Genomic DNA, 15,470 nt, shown 5'->3' with positions numbered 1-15,470 from the left:
CATGACGGCATGGCCCGTCAGATGGGCATGGCCCGTTCAAACACGGCTTCAAGCGCCATGATGCCGGGCAGCGTCTTGCCTTCCAGCCATTCAAGGAAGGCACCGCCCGCGCTCGAGATGTAGGAGATATGCTTCTCCACCCCCGCATGGCGCAGGGCGGAGACCGTATCGCCGCCGCCCGCAATGCTCTTGAGCACGCCTGCATCGGTCAGGCGACCGACCTCGCGCGCCACCGCGTTGGTGGCGGCATCGAACGGCGTGATCTCGAACGCGCCAAGCGGGCCGTTCCAGACCAGCGTCTTCAGCGTGGTCAGCTTTTCGTTAATTAGCGCCACCGTCTTCGGCCCCACGTCGAGCGCCATGGCATCAGCCGGAATGGCGTTCACCGGCACCGTGCGCGTGGGCACGTCCGCCTTGAAGTCGGTCGCGGTCACGACATCAACCGGCAGGATGATCTCGCAGTTCTTTTCCTTCGCCTTGGCCATGATGGCACGCGCGGTGTCGTGCATCTCGGCCTCCTGCAGCGAGCGGCCCACGTCCACGCCCTGTGCGGCGAGGAAGGTGTTGGCCATCGCGCCGCCAATAATCAGCATGTCCACTTTTTCAAGCAGGTTGCCGATCAGGTCGAGCTTGGTCGAAATCTTGGCCCCGCCCACGATCGCACCCACCGGCCGGGCGGGGTTTTCAAGCGCGATGTTAAGCGCGTTGAGTTCCGTCTCCATCAGCCTGCCCGCAAAGGAAGGCAGCAGGCGGGCCACGCCCTCGGTCGAGGCATGGGCGCGGTGGGCGGCGGAGAACGCATCATTGACATAGTAATCGGCCAGGGAGGCGAACTCCTTGGCCAGCGCCGGGTCGTTCTGTTCCTCGCCGGGGTAGAAGCGGGTGTTTTCCAGCACCACCACGTCGCCATTGCGCATGGCGTCCACGGCCTGCTGCGCCTTCGGGCCGGTGCAGTCATCGACAAAGGTGACCGGGCGGCCGAGCGCATCACCCAGCGCATCGGCAATCGGGCCGAGCGACATTTCAGGCACCGGCTTGCCCTTGGGTCGGTCGAAGTGACTGACAACAATCACCTTCGCCCCCTTCTGGGCCAGTTCCTGAATGGTGGGCAGCAGGCGCAGGATGCGCGTGGCATCGGTAATCTGGGCGTTGCGGACCGGAACGTTCAGATCAGCGCGCAGGAGAACCTTCTTGCCCGTGGCATCCAGGTCATCCAGCGTCTTGAAGCTTGCGGCAGCCATTACAATGCCCCGAATACAGCGGCCGTGTCGGCCATGCGGTTGGAGAAGCCCCACTCATTGTCGTACCAGCTGCAGATGCGCACCAGCTTGCCGCCATCGATCACCGCCGTCTGGGTGGCATCAAAGGTGGAGGAGGCGGGCGAGTGGTTGAAGTCGGTGCTGACCAGCGGCGCCGTGTTGTAGGCGAGGATGCCCTTGAGCGGCCCGGATTCGGAGGCCTTGAGCAGGGCTGCATTCACTTCCTCGACGGAGGCCGGAGCCTTCTTGGGCACGAAGTCGAGCGAGACGAGCGACACATTGGGGGTCGGCACGCGGATGGCGGTGCCATCGAGCCGGCCCTTGAGGTGCGGCAGAACCAGCCCCACGGCGCGCGCGGCGCCGGTCGAGGTCGGGATCATGTTCAGGGCAGCGCCACGTGCGCGGCGCAGGTCCTTGTGCAGCGTGTCCACCGTGCGCTGGTCACCGGTATAGGAGTGGATGGTGACCATGTAGCCACATTCGATGCCGAACGTATCATCAAGCACCTTGGCCACGGGGGCGAGGCAGTTGGTGGTGCATGACGCATTGGAGATCACGGTCATGTCCGGGGTCAGCACGTCCTGGTTCACGCCATAGACGATGGTGGCGTCCACGCCCGATGCCGGGGCGGACACGATCACCTTGCGGGCCCCCGCCGTGATCAGCTGCGCGGCCTTTTCCTTGTCGGTAAAGCGGCCGGTGCATTCCAGCGCCACATCCACGCCCTGGAACGGCACCTTCGTGGGGTCGGCCTCGGCCGAGACGGTAATGGGGGCGTAGGTGCGGCCATTGGCCGTGATGATGATCTGGTTGCCTTCCACCTTCACCTCGGCGGGAAAGCGCCCGTGCACGCTGTCATAGGACAGCAGATGTGCGTTGTCGGCCACGCTGCCAAGATCATTGATCGCGACGGGCACCACATCGGTGCGCCCGCTTTCAATGATGCCACGCAGCACGAGGCGACCAATGCGACCAAAACCGTTTATTGCGACTTTAACAGCCATGTTCTTATTATCTCCGTAAGGGTCAGACATGTTCACACACTGGCATCGAGCGATGCCATCCCTGATGGTGGAGGCGCGCCGTTTCCTCCCGCGGTTTCCATCGCGGTTCCGGCGTGGGGGTGGAGCAGCCGCATGGCGTCGCGGCAGATCCGTTCCGGCGTGATGTCGGCCGGGTCGTGGGGGCTGTCGGGCGTGGGGGAGGCCCCGAACCCGTCAATACCCACGAACAGGCCGTCCGGCCCAAGCCAGCGATCCCATCCAAAACCCGATGCGGCCTCGATTCCGATCCGGGGCGCTGTTCCCAGCACGGCAGCACGATACGTCATTTTTTGGGCGGCGAACAGTTCCCAGCACGGAAGTGATACAACCGCCGCCCCGATGCCCGCCGCGCGCAGCAGCGCGCGCGCCCCCAGCGCCACGATGGCCTCGTGCCCCGTGGCCACCAGCGTAACCTGCCGCGGGCCTTCGGCCTCGGCCAGCACATAGCCGCCGCGCGCGCACAGGTTGGTCAGGCCATGCTGTTCGCGCTCGGGCACGGCGGCGGCGGTCGAGGGCGCGGATTCCAGCACCAGCAGGCTCGGCCCGGTCGTGCGACGCAGGGCGAGTTCCATGCATTCCATGGTCTCGCGGTGATCGGCGGGGCGGAACAGCGCCATGTTGGGCATGGCGCGCAGGCTGGCGAGCTGCTCGACGGGCTGCCAGCCGCCCGCATTCTCGCCGCGCGGCAGTTCGTCGTCACTGAGCAGGTAGATCACCTGCTGGCCGGTCATGGCGGCGTAGCGCAGGGCGGGGCGCATGCGGTCCACCGCGATGATGGTGGTGGCGCCAAAGGCCAGCAGCCCGCCATGCAGCGCAATGCCGTTGAGCAGGGCGGCCATGCCATGCACCTGTGTGCCGCATGAAAGATCCGGCTCGCCACTGCCGCGCCGCAGGGCGGAAAAATCGGGCATCATGCCCTGGCGCGAGCGCAGGCAGGTCAGTTCGGGCAGGAGTTCATGCAGGGTTTCGAGTCCGCGCCGGGCCGAGAACGCGGGCGAGGCGCGGGCCAGCAGCGTGCCGTGCTCGCGCCATGAACGCTGCCAGTCAGGCTGCCAGAAGGCGGGGCGCTGGTTGCGCGCCATGCGCTCGAATTCGGCTTTCTGCCGGTCCTTGAACAGGCGGCGCAGCCACGAGCGCCGCGCGCTTGCCCCCCGGCGCGCGGCCCCCGCCCACAGGCCCGGATCATCGATAAAGGGCGCTGGCGGATCGATTTCGGACGGGGCGATGCACGCGATCAGGCAGGGCTTGTGCGTGCGCTGGGCGGAGGCGATGACGCTTGCGATCTGTTCGGTATTGCCCGCATCGACCTTGCGCACCGACCAGCCCGATGCGCTGTAGCGCGGCAGGATGGTGTCCACCTCCTCGCGCTCGCTGCTCCACAGGCCGACCACCAGGGTCACGCGGTCAAGGCCAAGCTGGCCTGCCAGGGCGGCACTTTCCAGCGCCACGCCGGTGGAAAGCTCGCTCCAGCACCCCAGCGCCCACACACGGTGGTTGACCACGGAGCGGCCAAAGCGGGCCGCCAGCTTCTGCTCGGCCAGCGCCATGCCTATCGCCGCCCCCAGTCCCTGCCCGTTGGGGCCGCAGGCCTGCCGGTCGGTTGCGGCAGGCAGGCCGGGGCGGGGCGCCTGGCCCGACAGTTCGGCCATGATGCGCGGCAGCACCCGGTAGCGCGGTGAGGAGATGACCAGGCGGTCACGATCCGGCCAGTCGGGGCTGGCGGGGTCGAAGCGCAGGAAGCGACTCCACAGCACCGCGCACAGGCCAGCCATGACCCGGGCGTGCGGGGCATGCCGCCGGTCGGTTTCATGCACGCCGATGGCATGGCGGATCGCCGTCGCCAGCCGCTCGGGCATGGAAGGGGGCGTAGGCGGAAGAGCGCTGGAGATCACGCGGGCTTGGTCTTCGGGCATGCGGCGTCGTCCATGGAGCAGGGTATGATCGGTCGGAGCCGGTAAGTACTGTTACTGCGCCCGGTGCGCTGCGGCAACATTGCTGCAAGCGCCCCTATGCCCGGCGGGGCGGATACTGTATCGGTAGCAGGTCATGCACCGTCCGTCCCCCCGCTTCGCCCGCCGTGCCGTTCTGGTGGCGGCCCTGTGCCTGCCAGCCATGGGCGGGTGCCGGCTGGTCAGCCAGAAAACCTTTAACCGCCACGCGGGCGATCCACCCCAGCTGCCCGTCGTTGCGCCACCCAAGGTGGTGGACATCGCCACGCCGCCGCTCGTCACCATCGTGGCGGGCACGCCGCCCGCGCAGTGGCAGCCTGCGGTCAGGGCCGCCGTGGCCGATGCGCTGGCGCGCAAGCCCAACGCGCTGTTCACCATCGTGGTCAATGTGCCGGTGGGGGCCGCAAGCGGCCTGCCGGACATGAAGGCGGCGGTGGACACGGATGGCCAGCCGGTGCTGCAGGCGGTGATGGATGCGGGCGCGGGCATCGCCCAGACCGAAATGGATGCCCGGGGCGTGCCCGCAGGCAGCGCAACGCAGGTCTGCATTTACGTCGAGTAGTTCAATGCGGTTTTGCAATTTCCGCCCCCATCATGCCATAAAGGCCCCGTTGCCGGTGGTTAACCGCCAGCCCTGGTGCCGATGAGGGGCGGTTTGATCCCCCTCCGGCTTGGGCCACCCCGTACGGTGGGCGTAATGAATGAAGGCCCCGTAAACACGATCGGGGTATGCCATGGAGAAAACCAGCAGTGTCCAGTAATCATGTGGATGGGCATCCGTTTTTCCGGTTCTGTCAGACGGCGCTGGCCGATATCCGCGCCCAGGGGCGATACCGGCAGTTTACGCCCCTGGCACGGCTGGCCGACCGCTACCCGTTATACGAACAGCCCGAGACCGCGCCCACGCCATCCACCCCCGCCTGCCCGGAAGACCGTGAAGTCGTGGTCTGGTCCTCCAATGACTATCTTGGCATGGGGGTCGAGCCCGTCGTGGTCGAGGCCGCCATCCGCGCCATCCATGAGCATGGAGCAGGCGCGGGCGGCACGCGCAACATTGCGGGCACAAGCCCGGTGCATACCGCGCTCGAGGCGGAGCTTGCCGACCTGCACGGCAAGGAAGCGGGGCTGCTGTTCGGCTCGGGCTACGTGTCGAACCAGGCATCGCTCCAGACCATCCTGACGAGCATGCCCGGCTGGATCTGCTTTTCCGACCGGCTGAACCATGCCTCCATGATTGCGGGCATCAAAGGCGCGCGCGGGTCGAGCACGGTCATTTTCGAGCATAATGACCTGGCCGACCTTGAAGCCAGGCTGGCCGCCGCCCCGAAGGACGCCCCCAAGCTGATCGCCTTCGAGAGCGTGTATTCGATGGATGGCGATATTTCCGACATCGCCGGCACCTGCGCGCTGGCCCGTAAATACGGCGCCATGACCTATCTTGATGAAGTGCATGCCGTGGGCCTGTATGGCGCGCAGGGCGGTGGCGTATCGCAGCGCGATGGCGTGGCCGATCAGGTGGACATCATCGAGGGCACGCTGGCCAAGGGCTTTGGCGTGCATGGCGGCTACATCACCGCCTCGAGCAATATCGTGGAATATCTGCGTCTGACGGCATCGGGCTTCATCTTCACCACCGCCCTGCCGCCTGCGGTCGTGGCGGCGGCGCTGGCCAGCGTAAAGCAGGTGCGCAAGGACAACTGGCGGCGCGAGCGCATTTTCGAGCGTGTCGATACCTTCCGCGCCAAGCTCCGGGCGGCAGGCGTTCCCTTCAACATGACGCCGAGCCATATCGTGCCCATTCCCGTGGGCGATGCCCGGCGCTGCCGCGAACTGAGCGACCGGCTGCTCAATGATTATGGCATGTACACCACCCCCATCAACTACCCGACCGTGCCGCGTGGCATGGAGCGGCTGCGGCTTACGCCGGGGCCGCGCCATACGGATGCGATGATGGACGAGATGGTGGCAGCCCTGAGCCACCTGCTGCGGGTCAATGACCTGGCTGATGCCTCCGCCGTGGCCATGGCCTGAGGCCATGGCCTTTCCCGCCCTCCTGTCATCACGGGAGGCGGGAAAGGGATCTGCTTCAATATACTGAAAATAAAGAAAAGTTTTTGGGATAGCTTTTTCCGGAAAGCTACAGAAGAACGCCGCCCTGGTTGAGAAAAGGCGGCACCCAAAAACTTTTCTTGTTTTTTATCAGTGATTTGTTTTCAAACAATCTTTTAATGGTTCTGTGCGATGGCCTTTTTCAGGTCATCGTAGCTGACGGCGCCGGGAATGATCTGGCGGGCGTTGAACACGAAGGTGGGCGTGCCATCAAGCCCGATCGCGCGCGCGAGTTCCATGTTGGCCTGCAGGATGGACGTGACCTTCGCGCCATTCATGTCACTGACCAGTTGGGTGGCATTCAGCCCCGCCTGGGTGGCCAGCGTGCGCATGCGCTCGACCGTGGGCTGCACGGAATCATTCATCACCACGCCCTGCATGCGGAAGTAACCTTCCTGCCCGCCCTGCACGAAGGCCGCCACGAGCGCCTGTGATGCGATCAGGCTGGGCTGGCCGAGCACGGGAATGACCTTTTCAATAATGCGCAGGTCCCTGTTCTCGCGCGTCAGGCGGTCGAGGTCGGGCAGCACCTTGCGGCAGTAGGGGCAGCGCGGATCATAGAATTCGACAACGGTGGTCTGCCCTTTTGCATTGCCCAGCACGCCATCGGTCGCTGTTGGCGCGGTCAGTTCGCCGCGGTGGCTTTCCAGCGCGGAGCGGGCCGCGTTCTGCTGGGCGGCGTTGGCATTGCTGCGCAGGGCGGCGATGGCGTCTGACAGGATGGTGGGGTCGGTTTTGAGCGCATTGCGCATGATCTCGACAATTTCCTGCCGCTGGGCGGGGGTAAAGCTGGCCTGTGCATCCGCGGCCCTGCCCGCGCCCGCCGTGGCAGCCAGCATCGCCCCCGTGGCGAGCAGGGTGGGCAGCAGGCGTGTTCGGTTGTGGCGGGGCGAAAGAAAGGTCACGGGTTTGCTCCGTTGTCATGTCGCGATAGGGTGGTGTGTAAAGGATCGGGCAGCGGAAAGAAATGGGCCATAAGGCCGTGCTGGCGCCATGCCTGTTGCCGATGGCCCGGAACGCCGCTAAGTCGTGAAGGGTCTGCTACGATCGCGCGGTCGTTACGAGCCGTTCAACGGAATGAAGCCGACCTGCCTATTGGAGAAGCGTTGCGTGCCTGAGCATTCGTCGATCACCCCTGTCGCCCGTCGGTCCATGCGTACGGCGCTCTGTGCCGTTCTGGCCCTTTCGGTTACGGGCTGCGCCTTCAAGAACTATTCGCCCGTCAGGATCGTCTCCAGCATGTTTGGCCCCTCGCCGGGGCAGTTGATCGGCACCGTCTCCTCCGATGAGCCGCAGGCCACGCTGGTCGGGCGTGACATTCTCCAGCGTGGTGGCAATGCGGCCGATGCGGCCACGGCCATGGGGCTCGCACTTGCCGTGACACTGCCTTCGCGGGCCTCGCTCGGCGCTGGCGGCGCGTGCCTCGCCTACCGTCCCGGTGACCAGAACGGGGGGCGCGCCTTCATGTTCCTGCCTGTGGCAGGAGCAACTGACGGAGTGGGCATGCCGCATGCCGACCGCCCGGCAGCGGTGCCCATGCTGGCGCGCGGGCTTTACCTCATGCACCTGCAATATGGCTCGGCCGCGTTTTCCGAGATGGTGCCGGGTGCGATCGCGCTGGCGTCCACCGGCATCAATGTCAGCCGCCAGCTTGCTACCGATCTTGCGGCAGTCCAGGTGCCGCTGCTGGCTGATGCGGGCGTGCGCGCGGTGTTCGCCCGCTCTGATGGCAAGGCGCTGGCTGAGGGTGATGCCCTGGTGCAGACCCATCTTTCGGGCGCGCTGGACCAGATCCGCAGCATGGGCGTGGGTGATCTTTATAATGGCGCGCTTGGGCAGTCCTTTGTTGCGGGTAGCCAGAAGGCAGGCGGCGGCCTGACCATGGCCGACCTGCGCGGGGCCATTCCCGCCGAGCGCCTGCCGCTATCCGTAAGCAGTGGCGAGACGCAGGTCAGCTTCCTGCCGCCGCCGGCCGATGGCGGGCTGGGTGCGGCGGTGGCGTTCCGCGCGGCGTCTTCATCCGATGCGGCAACACGCGCGCAGGCCAGCGTGGCAGGCTGGCGGGCACAGAACGGCAGCCACGCCAGCGGCACGGGCGATGACCTGACCGCCCGCGCGCAGGCTTTTGTCAATGCAGGCGGGGCAAGCGGTGGCGGGCTGCCTTCGCTGCCGGCTTCCACCTCGTTTACCGTGGTTGACCATGCGGGCATGGCGGTTGCGTGCAGCCTGAGCATGGACAACCTGTTCGGCACCGGGCGCATGGCGGGCAATACCGGCATCGTGCTTGGCGCCTCGCCCGCGCGCCTGCCGCAGCCGCTTTATGCCGCCGCCATTGCCAGCCAGGGCCGCGCCTTCCGTGCGGTGGTGGCAGGGTCGGGGCAGAACGACGCGGCGGCGGCAACCGGCATCGCCATGCGGCAGATCCTTGCAGGCCAGACGCCTGATTCCCATCCTGTTACGGCACAGGGCCGCGTCAACGCCATATCCTGCCCGCATGGCCTGCCGGGTGATGGCGCAACCTGCACCGCCGTGACCGACCCGCGTGGCGCGGGGCTGGCCATGGGGCCGCGCTAAACGGCGTCTATCGCCGGGCAGGCAATCATTATCGGGGCGGGAAAGGAACAGGGCCATTGTAAATGGTCTTGTTTTGTTCCATATTGCAGGACAGGACGCGCGCCCTGTTCCGGGCTGGCGTGGCAGGGCAGGGTGCCCGTTATTAAGGCTTCATTCCACAAGAACCAGGTAGGCAGGCAATGGCACAGGCTCCGGGTATAGATAAAAGCAAGGCCCTGGAAGGGGCATTGAGCCAGATCGAGCGCGCGTTCGGCAAGGGCTCGATCATGCGCATGGGCGAGCGCCCGTCCGAGCAGGTGGACGTGATTTCCACCGGCTCGCTCGGCCTCGATATCGCGCTGGGCATTGGCGGCCTGCCGCGTGGCCGTATTGTCGAGATTTATGGCCCCGAAAGCTCGGGCAAGACCACCATGGCGCTGCACGCCATTGCCGAGGCGCAGCGCAAGGGCGGCACCTGCGCCTTCATCGATGCCGAGCACGCGCTTGACCCCGGCTATGCCCGCAAGCTGGGCGTGGATGTGGACAACCTGCTGATCAGCCAGCCCGATGCGGGCGAGCAGGCGCTCGAAATTGCCGATACGCTGGTGCGCTCGGGCGCGATTGACGTGCTGGTGGTCGATAGCGTGGCGGCCCTGGTGCCGCGCGCCGAGCTTGAGGGTGACATGGGCGACAGCCATGTCGGCCTGCATGCCCGCCTCATGAGCCAGGCGCTGCGCAAGCTGACCGGTTCCGTCTCGCGCTCCAACACCATGCTGATCTTCCTCAACCAGATCCGGCTCAAGATTGGCGTGATGTTCGGCAGCCCCGAGACGACGACGGGCGGCAACGCGCTGAAGTTCTATGCCTCCGTGCGCATGGACATCCGCCGCATCGGCTCGATCAAGGACAAGGACGAGGTGACGGGCAACCAGACCCGCGTCAAGGTGGTCAAGAACAAGATGGCGCCGCCCTTCCGCCAGGTCGAGTTCGACATCATGTATGGCGAGGGCATCAGCAAGGTTGGTGAACTGATCGACCTTGGCGTGAAGGCGGGCATTGTTGAAAAGTCCGGCGCATGGTTCTCGTGCGACAGCCAGCGCATTGGCCAGGGGCGCGAGAACGCCAAGCAGTTCCTGCGCGACCACCCGGAAATGGCCGCCGATATCGAGCGCCGCGTGCGCGAGCAGGCCGGTGTTGTGGCCGAAGCCATGCTGGTCGGCCCCGATGAGGAGGGGGCGGACTGATTGCCCTTGGCCTGTTCCATTGTAACAGGCTATCGTCCCTGCGCCCTGACGTGGCCCGTGCCATGTCGGGGTCAGGGCCTGAAAAGCGGGGGTAAGGGCAGCCGGAATGAGACCACGTCTTGCAATGATCGGCTTGCTGACCTGCCTTGCCGCCTGTAGCGGCGGGCATGACGACGATAATGATCCGGCCGATGTGGATGAAGCCCCCCGCCCGCTCGGGCGCAGCGCGTGGGAGGGGCACCACGCCACGCACGCAGACAATGCCCTGCGCCCGCTCTCGCACCACCTGCCCAGGCCGCCCAGCCCCAATGAGGATGGGGCGACCGAAGATTATCATCCGCCTCCTGATGCGGAGGCGATGCGGATGATCTCATCGGGCTACGATGCCAATCAGGCTGGTGATGACGATCAGTCTGACAGTGATGACGGCAAGCATTTTGTCGTGCCTGACACGCAGGTCAGCTTCGGCAAGCCGGGCAAATAGCCGCATGTGAAGACGTTTCCGGTAAAGCTTTTTTCAGAAAGTCTCGGAGAGCACCGTCCGGAAACGCTTGTTTGGTTTTATATACGCCCTACAGCACCAGTATCGCACGGATATCGTTCACATTGGTCAGCGTGGGGCCGGTCATGACCAGATCGTTCGTCTGTCTGAACAGCGTGTAACTGTCATGCGCGCGCAGGGCGGCACGCGGATTGCAGCCCGCGGCTGCGGCGCGGGCCAGCGTATCGGGGGTGATGATGGCGCCCGCCGCGTCCTCGGTGCCATCAATGCCATCGCTATCCGCCGCAATGGCCCAGATGCCCTGCTGCCCCTGCAGGGCGCAGGCCATGGAGAGCAGGAACTCGGTATTGCGCCCGCCCCGTCCCGGCGGGGGACCATCCGGGTTGATGCTCACAGTCGTCTCGCCACCTGAAAGCAGCACGGCTGGCCCCGCCACGGGCAGGTCGTGCAGGCGGGCCGACAGGGCCATCCCGGCCATGAGCGTGCCAGCGTCGCGGCTTTCGCCCTCCAGCGCATCGCCCAGAATGAGCGGGGTCAGGCCACATGCGCGTGCCATGCGGGCTGCTGCCTGCAGCGCCATCAGCGGTGTTGCGATGAGTGCGACCCGATTGGCGGGTGAAGGCACCATCGGCCCGGCATCGTGTTCCAGCACCGTGCGGGCGGCCTCGGGCAGGTCAATGCCGTAATGGGCAATGATGGCGCGGGCATCGGCAGGGGTGGTGGGGTCCGCCACCGTGGGGCCACTGGCGATGGTCAGCGGGTCATCGCCCGGCACGTCGCTTATGGCCAGCGTCACGACCGGGGCGGGACAGGCCGCCACGGCCAGCCCACCGCCCTTGATGGCCGACAGGTGGCGGCGCACCACGTTCATGTCGCGTATGCTGGCGCCGCTATGCAGCAGGGCGCGGTTGATGGCGCGCAGGTCATCAAGCGTCACGCCCGGCTTGGGCAGTTCCAGCAGCGCTGATCCGCCGCCTGAAATCAGGGCGATGACCAGATCATCAGGCCCCAGACCGGCTACTTCCGCCATCATGGCGCGGCCTGCGGCCACGCTGCGGTCATCGGGCACGGGGTGGGCGGCCTCCAGCACGCGGATGCGCCGTGTGGGTGCGGCGTGCCCGTCGCGCGTGACCACGCAGCCGCTCATTTCCACATCCGGCCAGGCGCGTTCAAGGGCGGCGGCCATGGTCGCCGCGGCCTTGCCCGCGCCCACCACCACGCACCGGCCCTTCGGTCTGGGGGGCAGGTAGCGTTCCAGAACCTGATCGGGCAGGGCGCTATGGATGGCGGCATCAAGGATGCGGCGCAGGGTGGCGCGGGCGTGCCCGTCCGTCCAGTCCGCAGGCGTGTCCCGCCGGGGGGCGGCGGCAAACGGGTGGATGGTCGGGTCGTTCATGGCACTGTCCCTGTCATTGGCGTGGTGCGGCATACGGGCCGCCATGGGGCAACGGCCTGCCTGCGGGCGGGATGCCCGGCTGATGCGCCGTGGGGTCCATACCATCCATGCAGCATGGCGCGGTGTGTCACAATTGTCACGTCTGTGTCAGGATGGGCGGAATGCGGCGGGTTGTGGCGGGCGTACACGCTAAATTGGGCGGTCCATCTCTGGATTGGCGCAGGCGATGGTGATACGCGGCAGATGGCCTGCCCTCAGGGGCGGACTGCCACAGCAGAAAGGACAAGGGCATGGAGGACTGCATGCTGGACGCGCGTCCCGTCATCTCCACGCATCCGGCTCCCGGCCCGGTGCAGCCTTACCTGATCTTTCCCCGCCCCGAATGGGCGGCCCTTCGCGCCAATGTGCCGCAATCGCTGGGCGAGGCGGATATTGCTACCCTGCGCGGGCACAACGAGCCGGTCTCGCTGGAAGACATAACCGAGATCTACCTGCCGCTGTCGCGCCTGCTCAACCTGCATGTCATGGCCACCCGCAGCCTGAACAGCATGGTCAAGAGCGCGTTCATGGGCAGGCCGGGTGTGACCATGCCGTTCGTGATCGGCATCGCGGGCAGCGTGGGGGTGGGCAAGAGCACGTTTGCCCGCCTGCTGCAGGCCGTGCTGTCGCGCTGGCCCGATCACCCGAACGTGGCGCTGGTTACGACCGATGGCTTTTTGCTGCCCACGCGTGAGCTGGAAAAGCGCAACCTCATGCACCGCAAGGGCTTCCCCGAAAGTTATGACCTGCGGCAGATGATCGGCTTCCTTTCGGCGCTGAAGGCAGGCGGGCGCAACCTGAAGGTGCCGGTGTACTCGCATGAGGCCTATGACATCATGCCCGGCCGCCACCAGGTGATCGACCAGCCCGATATCCTGATCTTCGAGGGGCTGAACGTGCTCCAGACCGTGTCCGAGCAGCCGTTCATGGCGTCTGACTTCTTTGATTTCTCGATCTATCTCGATGCGGATACGCGGGTGATCGAGGACTGGTACGTCAAACGCTTCCTGCTGTTGCAGAAAACCGCCTTCCGCAAGTCCACATCCTATTTCCACCACTACGCCGACCTGCCGGAACGCGAGGCCGAACAGCTTGCGCGCGACATCTGGCGGCGCATCAACCTGCCCAACCTGCAGCAGAACATCCTGCCCACGCGCGAGCGCGCCCGCGTGGTCATGCACAAAAGCCCGACCCATGCGATCGATACGGTGTGGATGCGCCAGATTTAAGGATCTGTTTTTAAAAGAGGAAAGTTTTTGGGTGCCGCCTTTTTTAAAAAGACGGTGTTATTTCAAAGATTTTTTGAAAAAAGCTTCACCAGAAACTGTTGTAATTTTGCGGTGCTTCAGGTTTGGTTCTTGGTGTCCCATATCGGCATGGATACGTTCTGGCCAGCCTGCAACGCCTTTGACCGTTTCACGACGCTGTCGGGCACCCGTGCCGCATCGCAATCCTGATTGGGGCGGCCAGTGGGGGAACGGTAGTAGCTTTCATCCGGCAGGTACTCATCGGTTCCGAACGGATCGCCGGGCGCATGGACCGGGAAAAGGTCATTTTCATACTTTTCAATCACGTCGGGTAGCACGCGGAGTTCATGGCCGCGATGGCGCATCATGAAATGCTCCAGGTACCGCCATGTCATGATGGTTACGGGGGACATATTGTCTCCATCATCATGCTTGGTCGCCATCCGTCGTGAACGCAAAACCATAGAGCGGGTCCGGTGCCGCAAGGCGGTCATCGGTGTAGGCAACGGCCTTGCCGGTTGACCACCTCGCCGCACTCCATAACAGACCCGTCCGGGTCATTGTAGGTTGGTTACAAGCATGAACAAAGGCGGCCCGGACTGCTCCGGGCCGCCATGGCGCGTAGGGTCCGCCGGTGCTGTTTATGCGTTGAGATAGACGGTCTTGGTATCGACATAGGCTTCAAGCCCGTACTGGCCGTCCTCGCCGCCAATGCCGCTATCGCCATAACCGTGGTGGAAGCCCTGCGCCGCTTCCCCGCCTTCGCGGTTGACGTAGATCTCGCCAAAGTTGAGCTCACTGGTCATGCGCATGATGTTCCTGAGGTTCTGCGTGAACATGTAGGCCGACAGGCCATAGCGCGAGTTGTTGGCCTGGGCGATGGCATCATCGAAGTCTTTTACCCGGATCAGCGACAGCACAGGGCCGAAGACTTCGTTCTGCGCAATATCCATATCCGCCGTCACACCCGTTAGCAGGGTGGGGGCGTAGAAGTTGCCCGCGTCATACGCGCCACCCGTCAGGCGCTTGCCGCCGAGTTCGACCTTCGCACCCTGCTTGATGGCCTTCTGCACGATCGCATCGACCTTTTCGAGTTCGGCGGCGCTGATCTTGGGGCCCATGTCGGTGGCTTCATCAAGCGGGTTGCCGGTTTTCAGCGCGGCTACCTTCTCACGCAGGCGCCTGAGGAATTCATCATACACGGCCGTATGTACATAGGTGCGCTCGTTGGCCGTGCAGACCTGCCCGCAATTCATGAAGCGAGCGGCCACGGCGGCGTCCACCGCCTTTTCAATATCGGCATCCTCCATCACGATGAACGGGGCCTTGCCGCCGAGTTCAAGCCGCACTTCCTTCAGCCCTTCCGAGGCGGCGGCCATGATCTTGCGGCCCGCGGGCGTGCTGCCGGTCATGGTGATGAGCTTGGTGATGGGGTTGGTCACGAGCGCATTGCCCACCGTGGCCCCGCCGCCGGTCACGACATTGAACACCCCTTTGGGGAAGCCCGCCTCGACCGAGAGTTCGGCCAGCGCGAAGGTGGCCAGCGGGGTGAGTTCATGCGGCTTGATGACAAACGTGTTGCCTGCGGCAAGCGCCGGGCCAAGCTTGCGTGCGGTGAGTGCCAGCGGAAAATTCCATGCCGAGATGCCCGCCACCACGCCGTGGGGGATCTTCTCGATCAGGATCTTCTCGCCGGGGCGGCTGCCGGGAATGATGTTGCCTTCAAGCCTGCGCACGTTCTCGGCGGCAAAGCGGATGAGCTGGATGGCGAAATTGACCTCGATGCGGGCTTCCTTGAGCGGCTTGCCGTTTTCGGAGGTGATGATGCGGGCCAGCTTTTCACTGTCGCGTTTGATGAGGTCGATCAGGCGGTACAGGTAATCAGCCCGCTCGGTCGCAACCAGCCGGCTCCATGCGGGGAAAGCCTTCTGCGCGGTCTGTAGCGCACGGTTGACATCTTCCTCGCTGGCTACGGCCACCTTGGCCAGTACATCGCCAGTGGCGGGGTTGTGGATGGTGTCACGCTCGGGCGTGCCGGGCGCGCTCCATTCACCACCGATGAACAGGTCGTAGGTTTTCGGTTTGGACATGATCTGGTTCATGGTCTGGTTCCTCCATGTTCGGGTCGG

At 65.0% G+C, this 15,470-nt stretch carries 14 protein-coding genes; 6 read left to right on the top strand and 8 right to left on the bottom strand.

The genetic code is table 11. The features are described from left to right. Nucleotides 1-17 precede the first annotated feature (17 nt). The 3 genes from CDI09_RS05650 to CDI09_RS05640 are packed head-to-tail and all read right to left on the bottom strand — an operon-like array spanning nucleotide 18 to nucleotide 4,215. Nucleotides 18-1,241, bottom strand: a complete 1,224-nt coding sequence (locus CDI09_RS05650; RefSeq protein ID WP_078526430.1) for a phosphoglycerate kinase — start codon at nucleotides 1,239-1,241, stop codon at nucleotides 18-20. Next, a complete protein-coding gene (gap, locus tag CDI09_RS05645; RefSeq protein WP_078526432.1) occupies nucleotides 1,241-2,263 on the bottom strand; it encodes a type I glyceraldehyde-3-phosphate dehydrogenase in 1,023 nt (340 codons plus the stop codon). The genes CDI09_RS05650 and gap overlap by 1 nt, the downstream gene beginning before the upstream one ends. A gap of 32 nt (nucleotides 2,264-2,295) precedes the next feature. Then, entirely contained in the window at nucleotides 2,296-4,215 is a 1,920-nt protein-coding gene (locus CDI09_RS05640; protein WP_078526434.1) for a transketolase-like TK C-terminal-containing protein, read from the bottom strand. Nucleotides 4,216-4,348: 133 nt separating this feature from the next. Between CDI09_RS05640 and CDI09_RS05635 the strand changes: the two genes are divergently transcribed. Beyond that, entirely contained in the window at nucleotides 4,349-4,813 is a 465-nt protein-coding gene (locus tag CDI09_RS05635; protein WP_078526435.1) for a hypothetical protein, read from the top strand. Between the two features lie 167 nt (nucleotides 4,814-4,980). Continuing rightward, a complete protein-coding gene (hemA, locus tag CDI09_RS05630) occupies nucleotides 4,981-6,282 on the top strand; it encodes a 5-aminolevulinate synthase (RefSeq protein WP_078526437.1) in 1,302 nt (433 codons plus the stop codon). Nucleotides 6,283-6,476: 194 nt separating this feature from the next. Here the strand turns inward: hemA and CDI09_RS05625 are convergent, their stop codons facing one another. After that, a complete protein-coding gene (locus tag CDI09_RS05625) occupies nucleotides 6,477-7,265 on the bottom strand; it encodes a DsbA family protein (protein WP_078526439.1) in 789 nt (262 codons plus the stop codon). A gap of 247 nt (nucleotides 7,266-7,512) precedes the next feature. On the opposite strand from CDI09_RS05625, the gene CDI09_RS05620 reads away from it, so the two are divergent. The 3 genes from CDI09_RS05620 (at nucleotide 7,513) to CDI09_RS05610 (ending at nucleotide 10,641) form a co-directional block, all read left to right on the top strand. Next, on the top strand, nucleotides 7,513-8,934 hold the full coding sequence (locus CDI09_RS05620; RefSeq protein WP_078526441.1) for a gamma-glutamyltransferase: 1,422 nt from the start codon (nucleotides 7,513-7,515) through the stop codon (nucleotides 8,932-8,934). Nucleotides 8,935-9,113: 179 nt separating this feature from the next. Continuing rightward, entirely contained in the window at nucleotides 9,114-10,157 is a 1,044-nt protein-coding gene (recA, locus tag CDI09_RS05615) for a recombinase RecA (RefSeq protein ID WP_078526443.1), read from the top strand. A gap of 106 nt (nucleotides 10,158-10,263) precedes the next feature. Next, complete coding sequence (locus tag CDI09_RS05610) at nucleotides 10,264-10,641, top strand: hypothetical protein (RefSeq protein ID WP_236944483.1); 378 nt, start codon at nucleotides 10,264-10,266, stop codon at nucleotides 10,639-10,641. Nucleotides 10,642-10,729: 88 nt separating this feature from the next. Here the strand turns inward: CDI09_RS05610 and CDI09_RS05605 are convergent, their stop codons facing one another. Continuing rightward, nucleotides 10,730-12,055: a glycerate kinase type-2 family protein gene (locus CDI09_RS05605; RefSeq protein ID WP_078528036.1), complete on the bottom strand. Its 1,326-nt coding sequence runs from the start codon at nucleotides 12,053-12,055 to the stop codon at nucleotides 10,730-10,732. Between the two features lie 290 nt (nucleotides 12,056-12,345). Here CDI09_RS05605 and coaA point away from each other — a divergent pair, with 290 nt between their 5' ends. Then, nucleotides 12,346-13,323: a type I pantothenate kinase gene (gene coaA, locus CDI09_RS05600; protein WP_078526447.1), complete on the top strand. Its 978-nt coding sequence runs from the start codon at nucleotides 12,346-12,348 to the stop codon at nucleotides 13,321-13,323. 116 nt (nucleotides 13,324-13,439) lie between these two features. Here the strand turns inward: coaA and CDI09_RS05595 are convergent, their stop codons facing one another. From CDI09_RS05595 to aldA, 3 genes are all read right to left on the bottom strand, one after another. Then, a complete protein-coding gene (locus CDI09_RS05595; RefSeq protein ID WP_146220807.1) occupies nucleotides 13,440-13,709 on the bottom strand; it encodes a hypothetical protein in 270 nt (89 codons plus the stop codon). Between the two features lie 58 nt (nucleotides 13,710-13,767). Next, a complete protein-coding gene (locus CDI09_RS18785) occupies nucleotides 13,768-13,902 on the bottom strand; it encodes a hypothetical protein (RefSeq protein WP_257788364.1) in 135 nt (44 codons plus the stop codon). Nucleotides 13,903-13,982: 80 nt separating this feature from the next. Next, complete coding sequence (gene aldA, locus CDI09_RS05590) at nucleotides 13,983-15,431, bottom strand: aldehyde dehydrogenase (RefSeq protein ID WP_078528038.1); 1,449 nt, start codon at nucleotides 15,429-15,431, stop codon at nucleotides 13,983-13,985. Nucleotides 15,432-15,470 lie beyond the last annotated feature (39 nt).

The sequence above is a fragment of the Komagataeibacter nataicola genome (assembly GCF_003207795.1).
Classification (GTDB): Bacteria; Pseudomonadota; Alphaproteobacteria; order Acetobacterales; family Acetobacteraceae; genus Komagataeibacter; species Komagataeibacter nataicola.
This window is presented reverse-complemented; position numbering and strand designations above follow the sequence as displayed.

Bases quoted from the DNA above. Each gene is read 5' to 3' on its own strand.
- CDI09_RS05650 (WP_078526430.1), bottom strand. From the start codon at position 1,241: ATGGCTGCCGCAAGCTTCAAGACGCTGGATGACCTGGATGCCACGGGC.
- gap (WP_078526432.1), bottom strand. From the start codon at position 2,263: ATGGCTGTTAAAGTCGCAATAAACGGTTTTGGTCGCATTGGTCGCCTC.
- CDI09_RS05640 (WP_078526434.1), bottom strand. From the start codon at position 4,215: ATGCCCGAAGACCAAGCCCGCGTGATCTCCAGCGCTCTTCCGCCTACG.
- CDI09_RS05635 (WP_078526435.1), top strand. From the start codon at position 4,349: ATGCACCGTCCGTCCCCCCGCTTCGCCCGCCGTGCCGTTCTGGTGGCG.
- hemA (WP_078526437.1), top strand. From the start codon at position 4,981: ATGCCATGGAGAAAACCAGCAGTGTCCAGTAATCATGTGGATGGGCAT.
- CDI09_RS05620 (WP_078526441.1), top strand. From the start codon at position 7,513: ATGCGTACGGCGCTCTGTGCCGTTCTGGCCCTTTCGGTTACGGGCTGC.
- recA (WP_078526443.1), top strand. From the start codon at position 9,114: ATGGCACAGGCTCCGGGTATAGATAAAAGCAAGGCCCTGGAAGGGGCA.
- CDI09_RS05610 (WP_236944483.1), top strand. From the start codon at position 10,264: ATGAGACCACGTCTTGCAATGATCGGCTTGCTGACCTGCCTTGCCGCC.
- CDI09_RS05605 (WP_078528036.1), bottom strand. From the start codon at position 12,055: ATGAACGACCCGACCATCCACCCGTTTGCCGCCGCCCCCCGGCGGGAC.
- coaA (WP_078526447.1), top strand. From the start codon at position 12,346: ATGGAGGACTGCATGCTGGACGCGCGTCCCGTCATCTCCACGCATCCG.
- CDI09_RS05595 (WP_146220807.1), bottom strand. From the start codon at position 13,709: ATGATGCGCCATCGCGGCCATGAACTCCGCGTGCTACCCGACGTGATT.
- CDI09_RS18785 (WP_257788364.1), bottom strand. From the start codon at position 13,902: ATGACCCGGACGGGTCTGTTATGGAGTGCGGCGAGGTGGTCAACCGGC.
- aldA (WP_078528038.1), bottom strand. From the start codon at position 15,431: ATGTCCAAACCGAAAACCTACGACCTGTTCATCGGTGGTGAATGGAGC.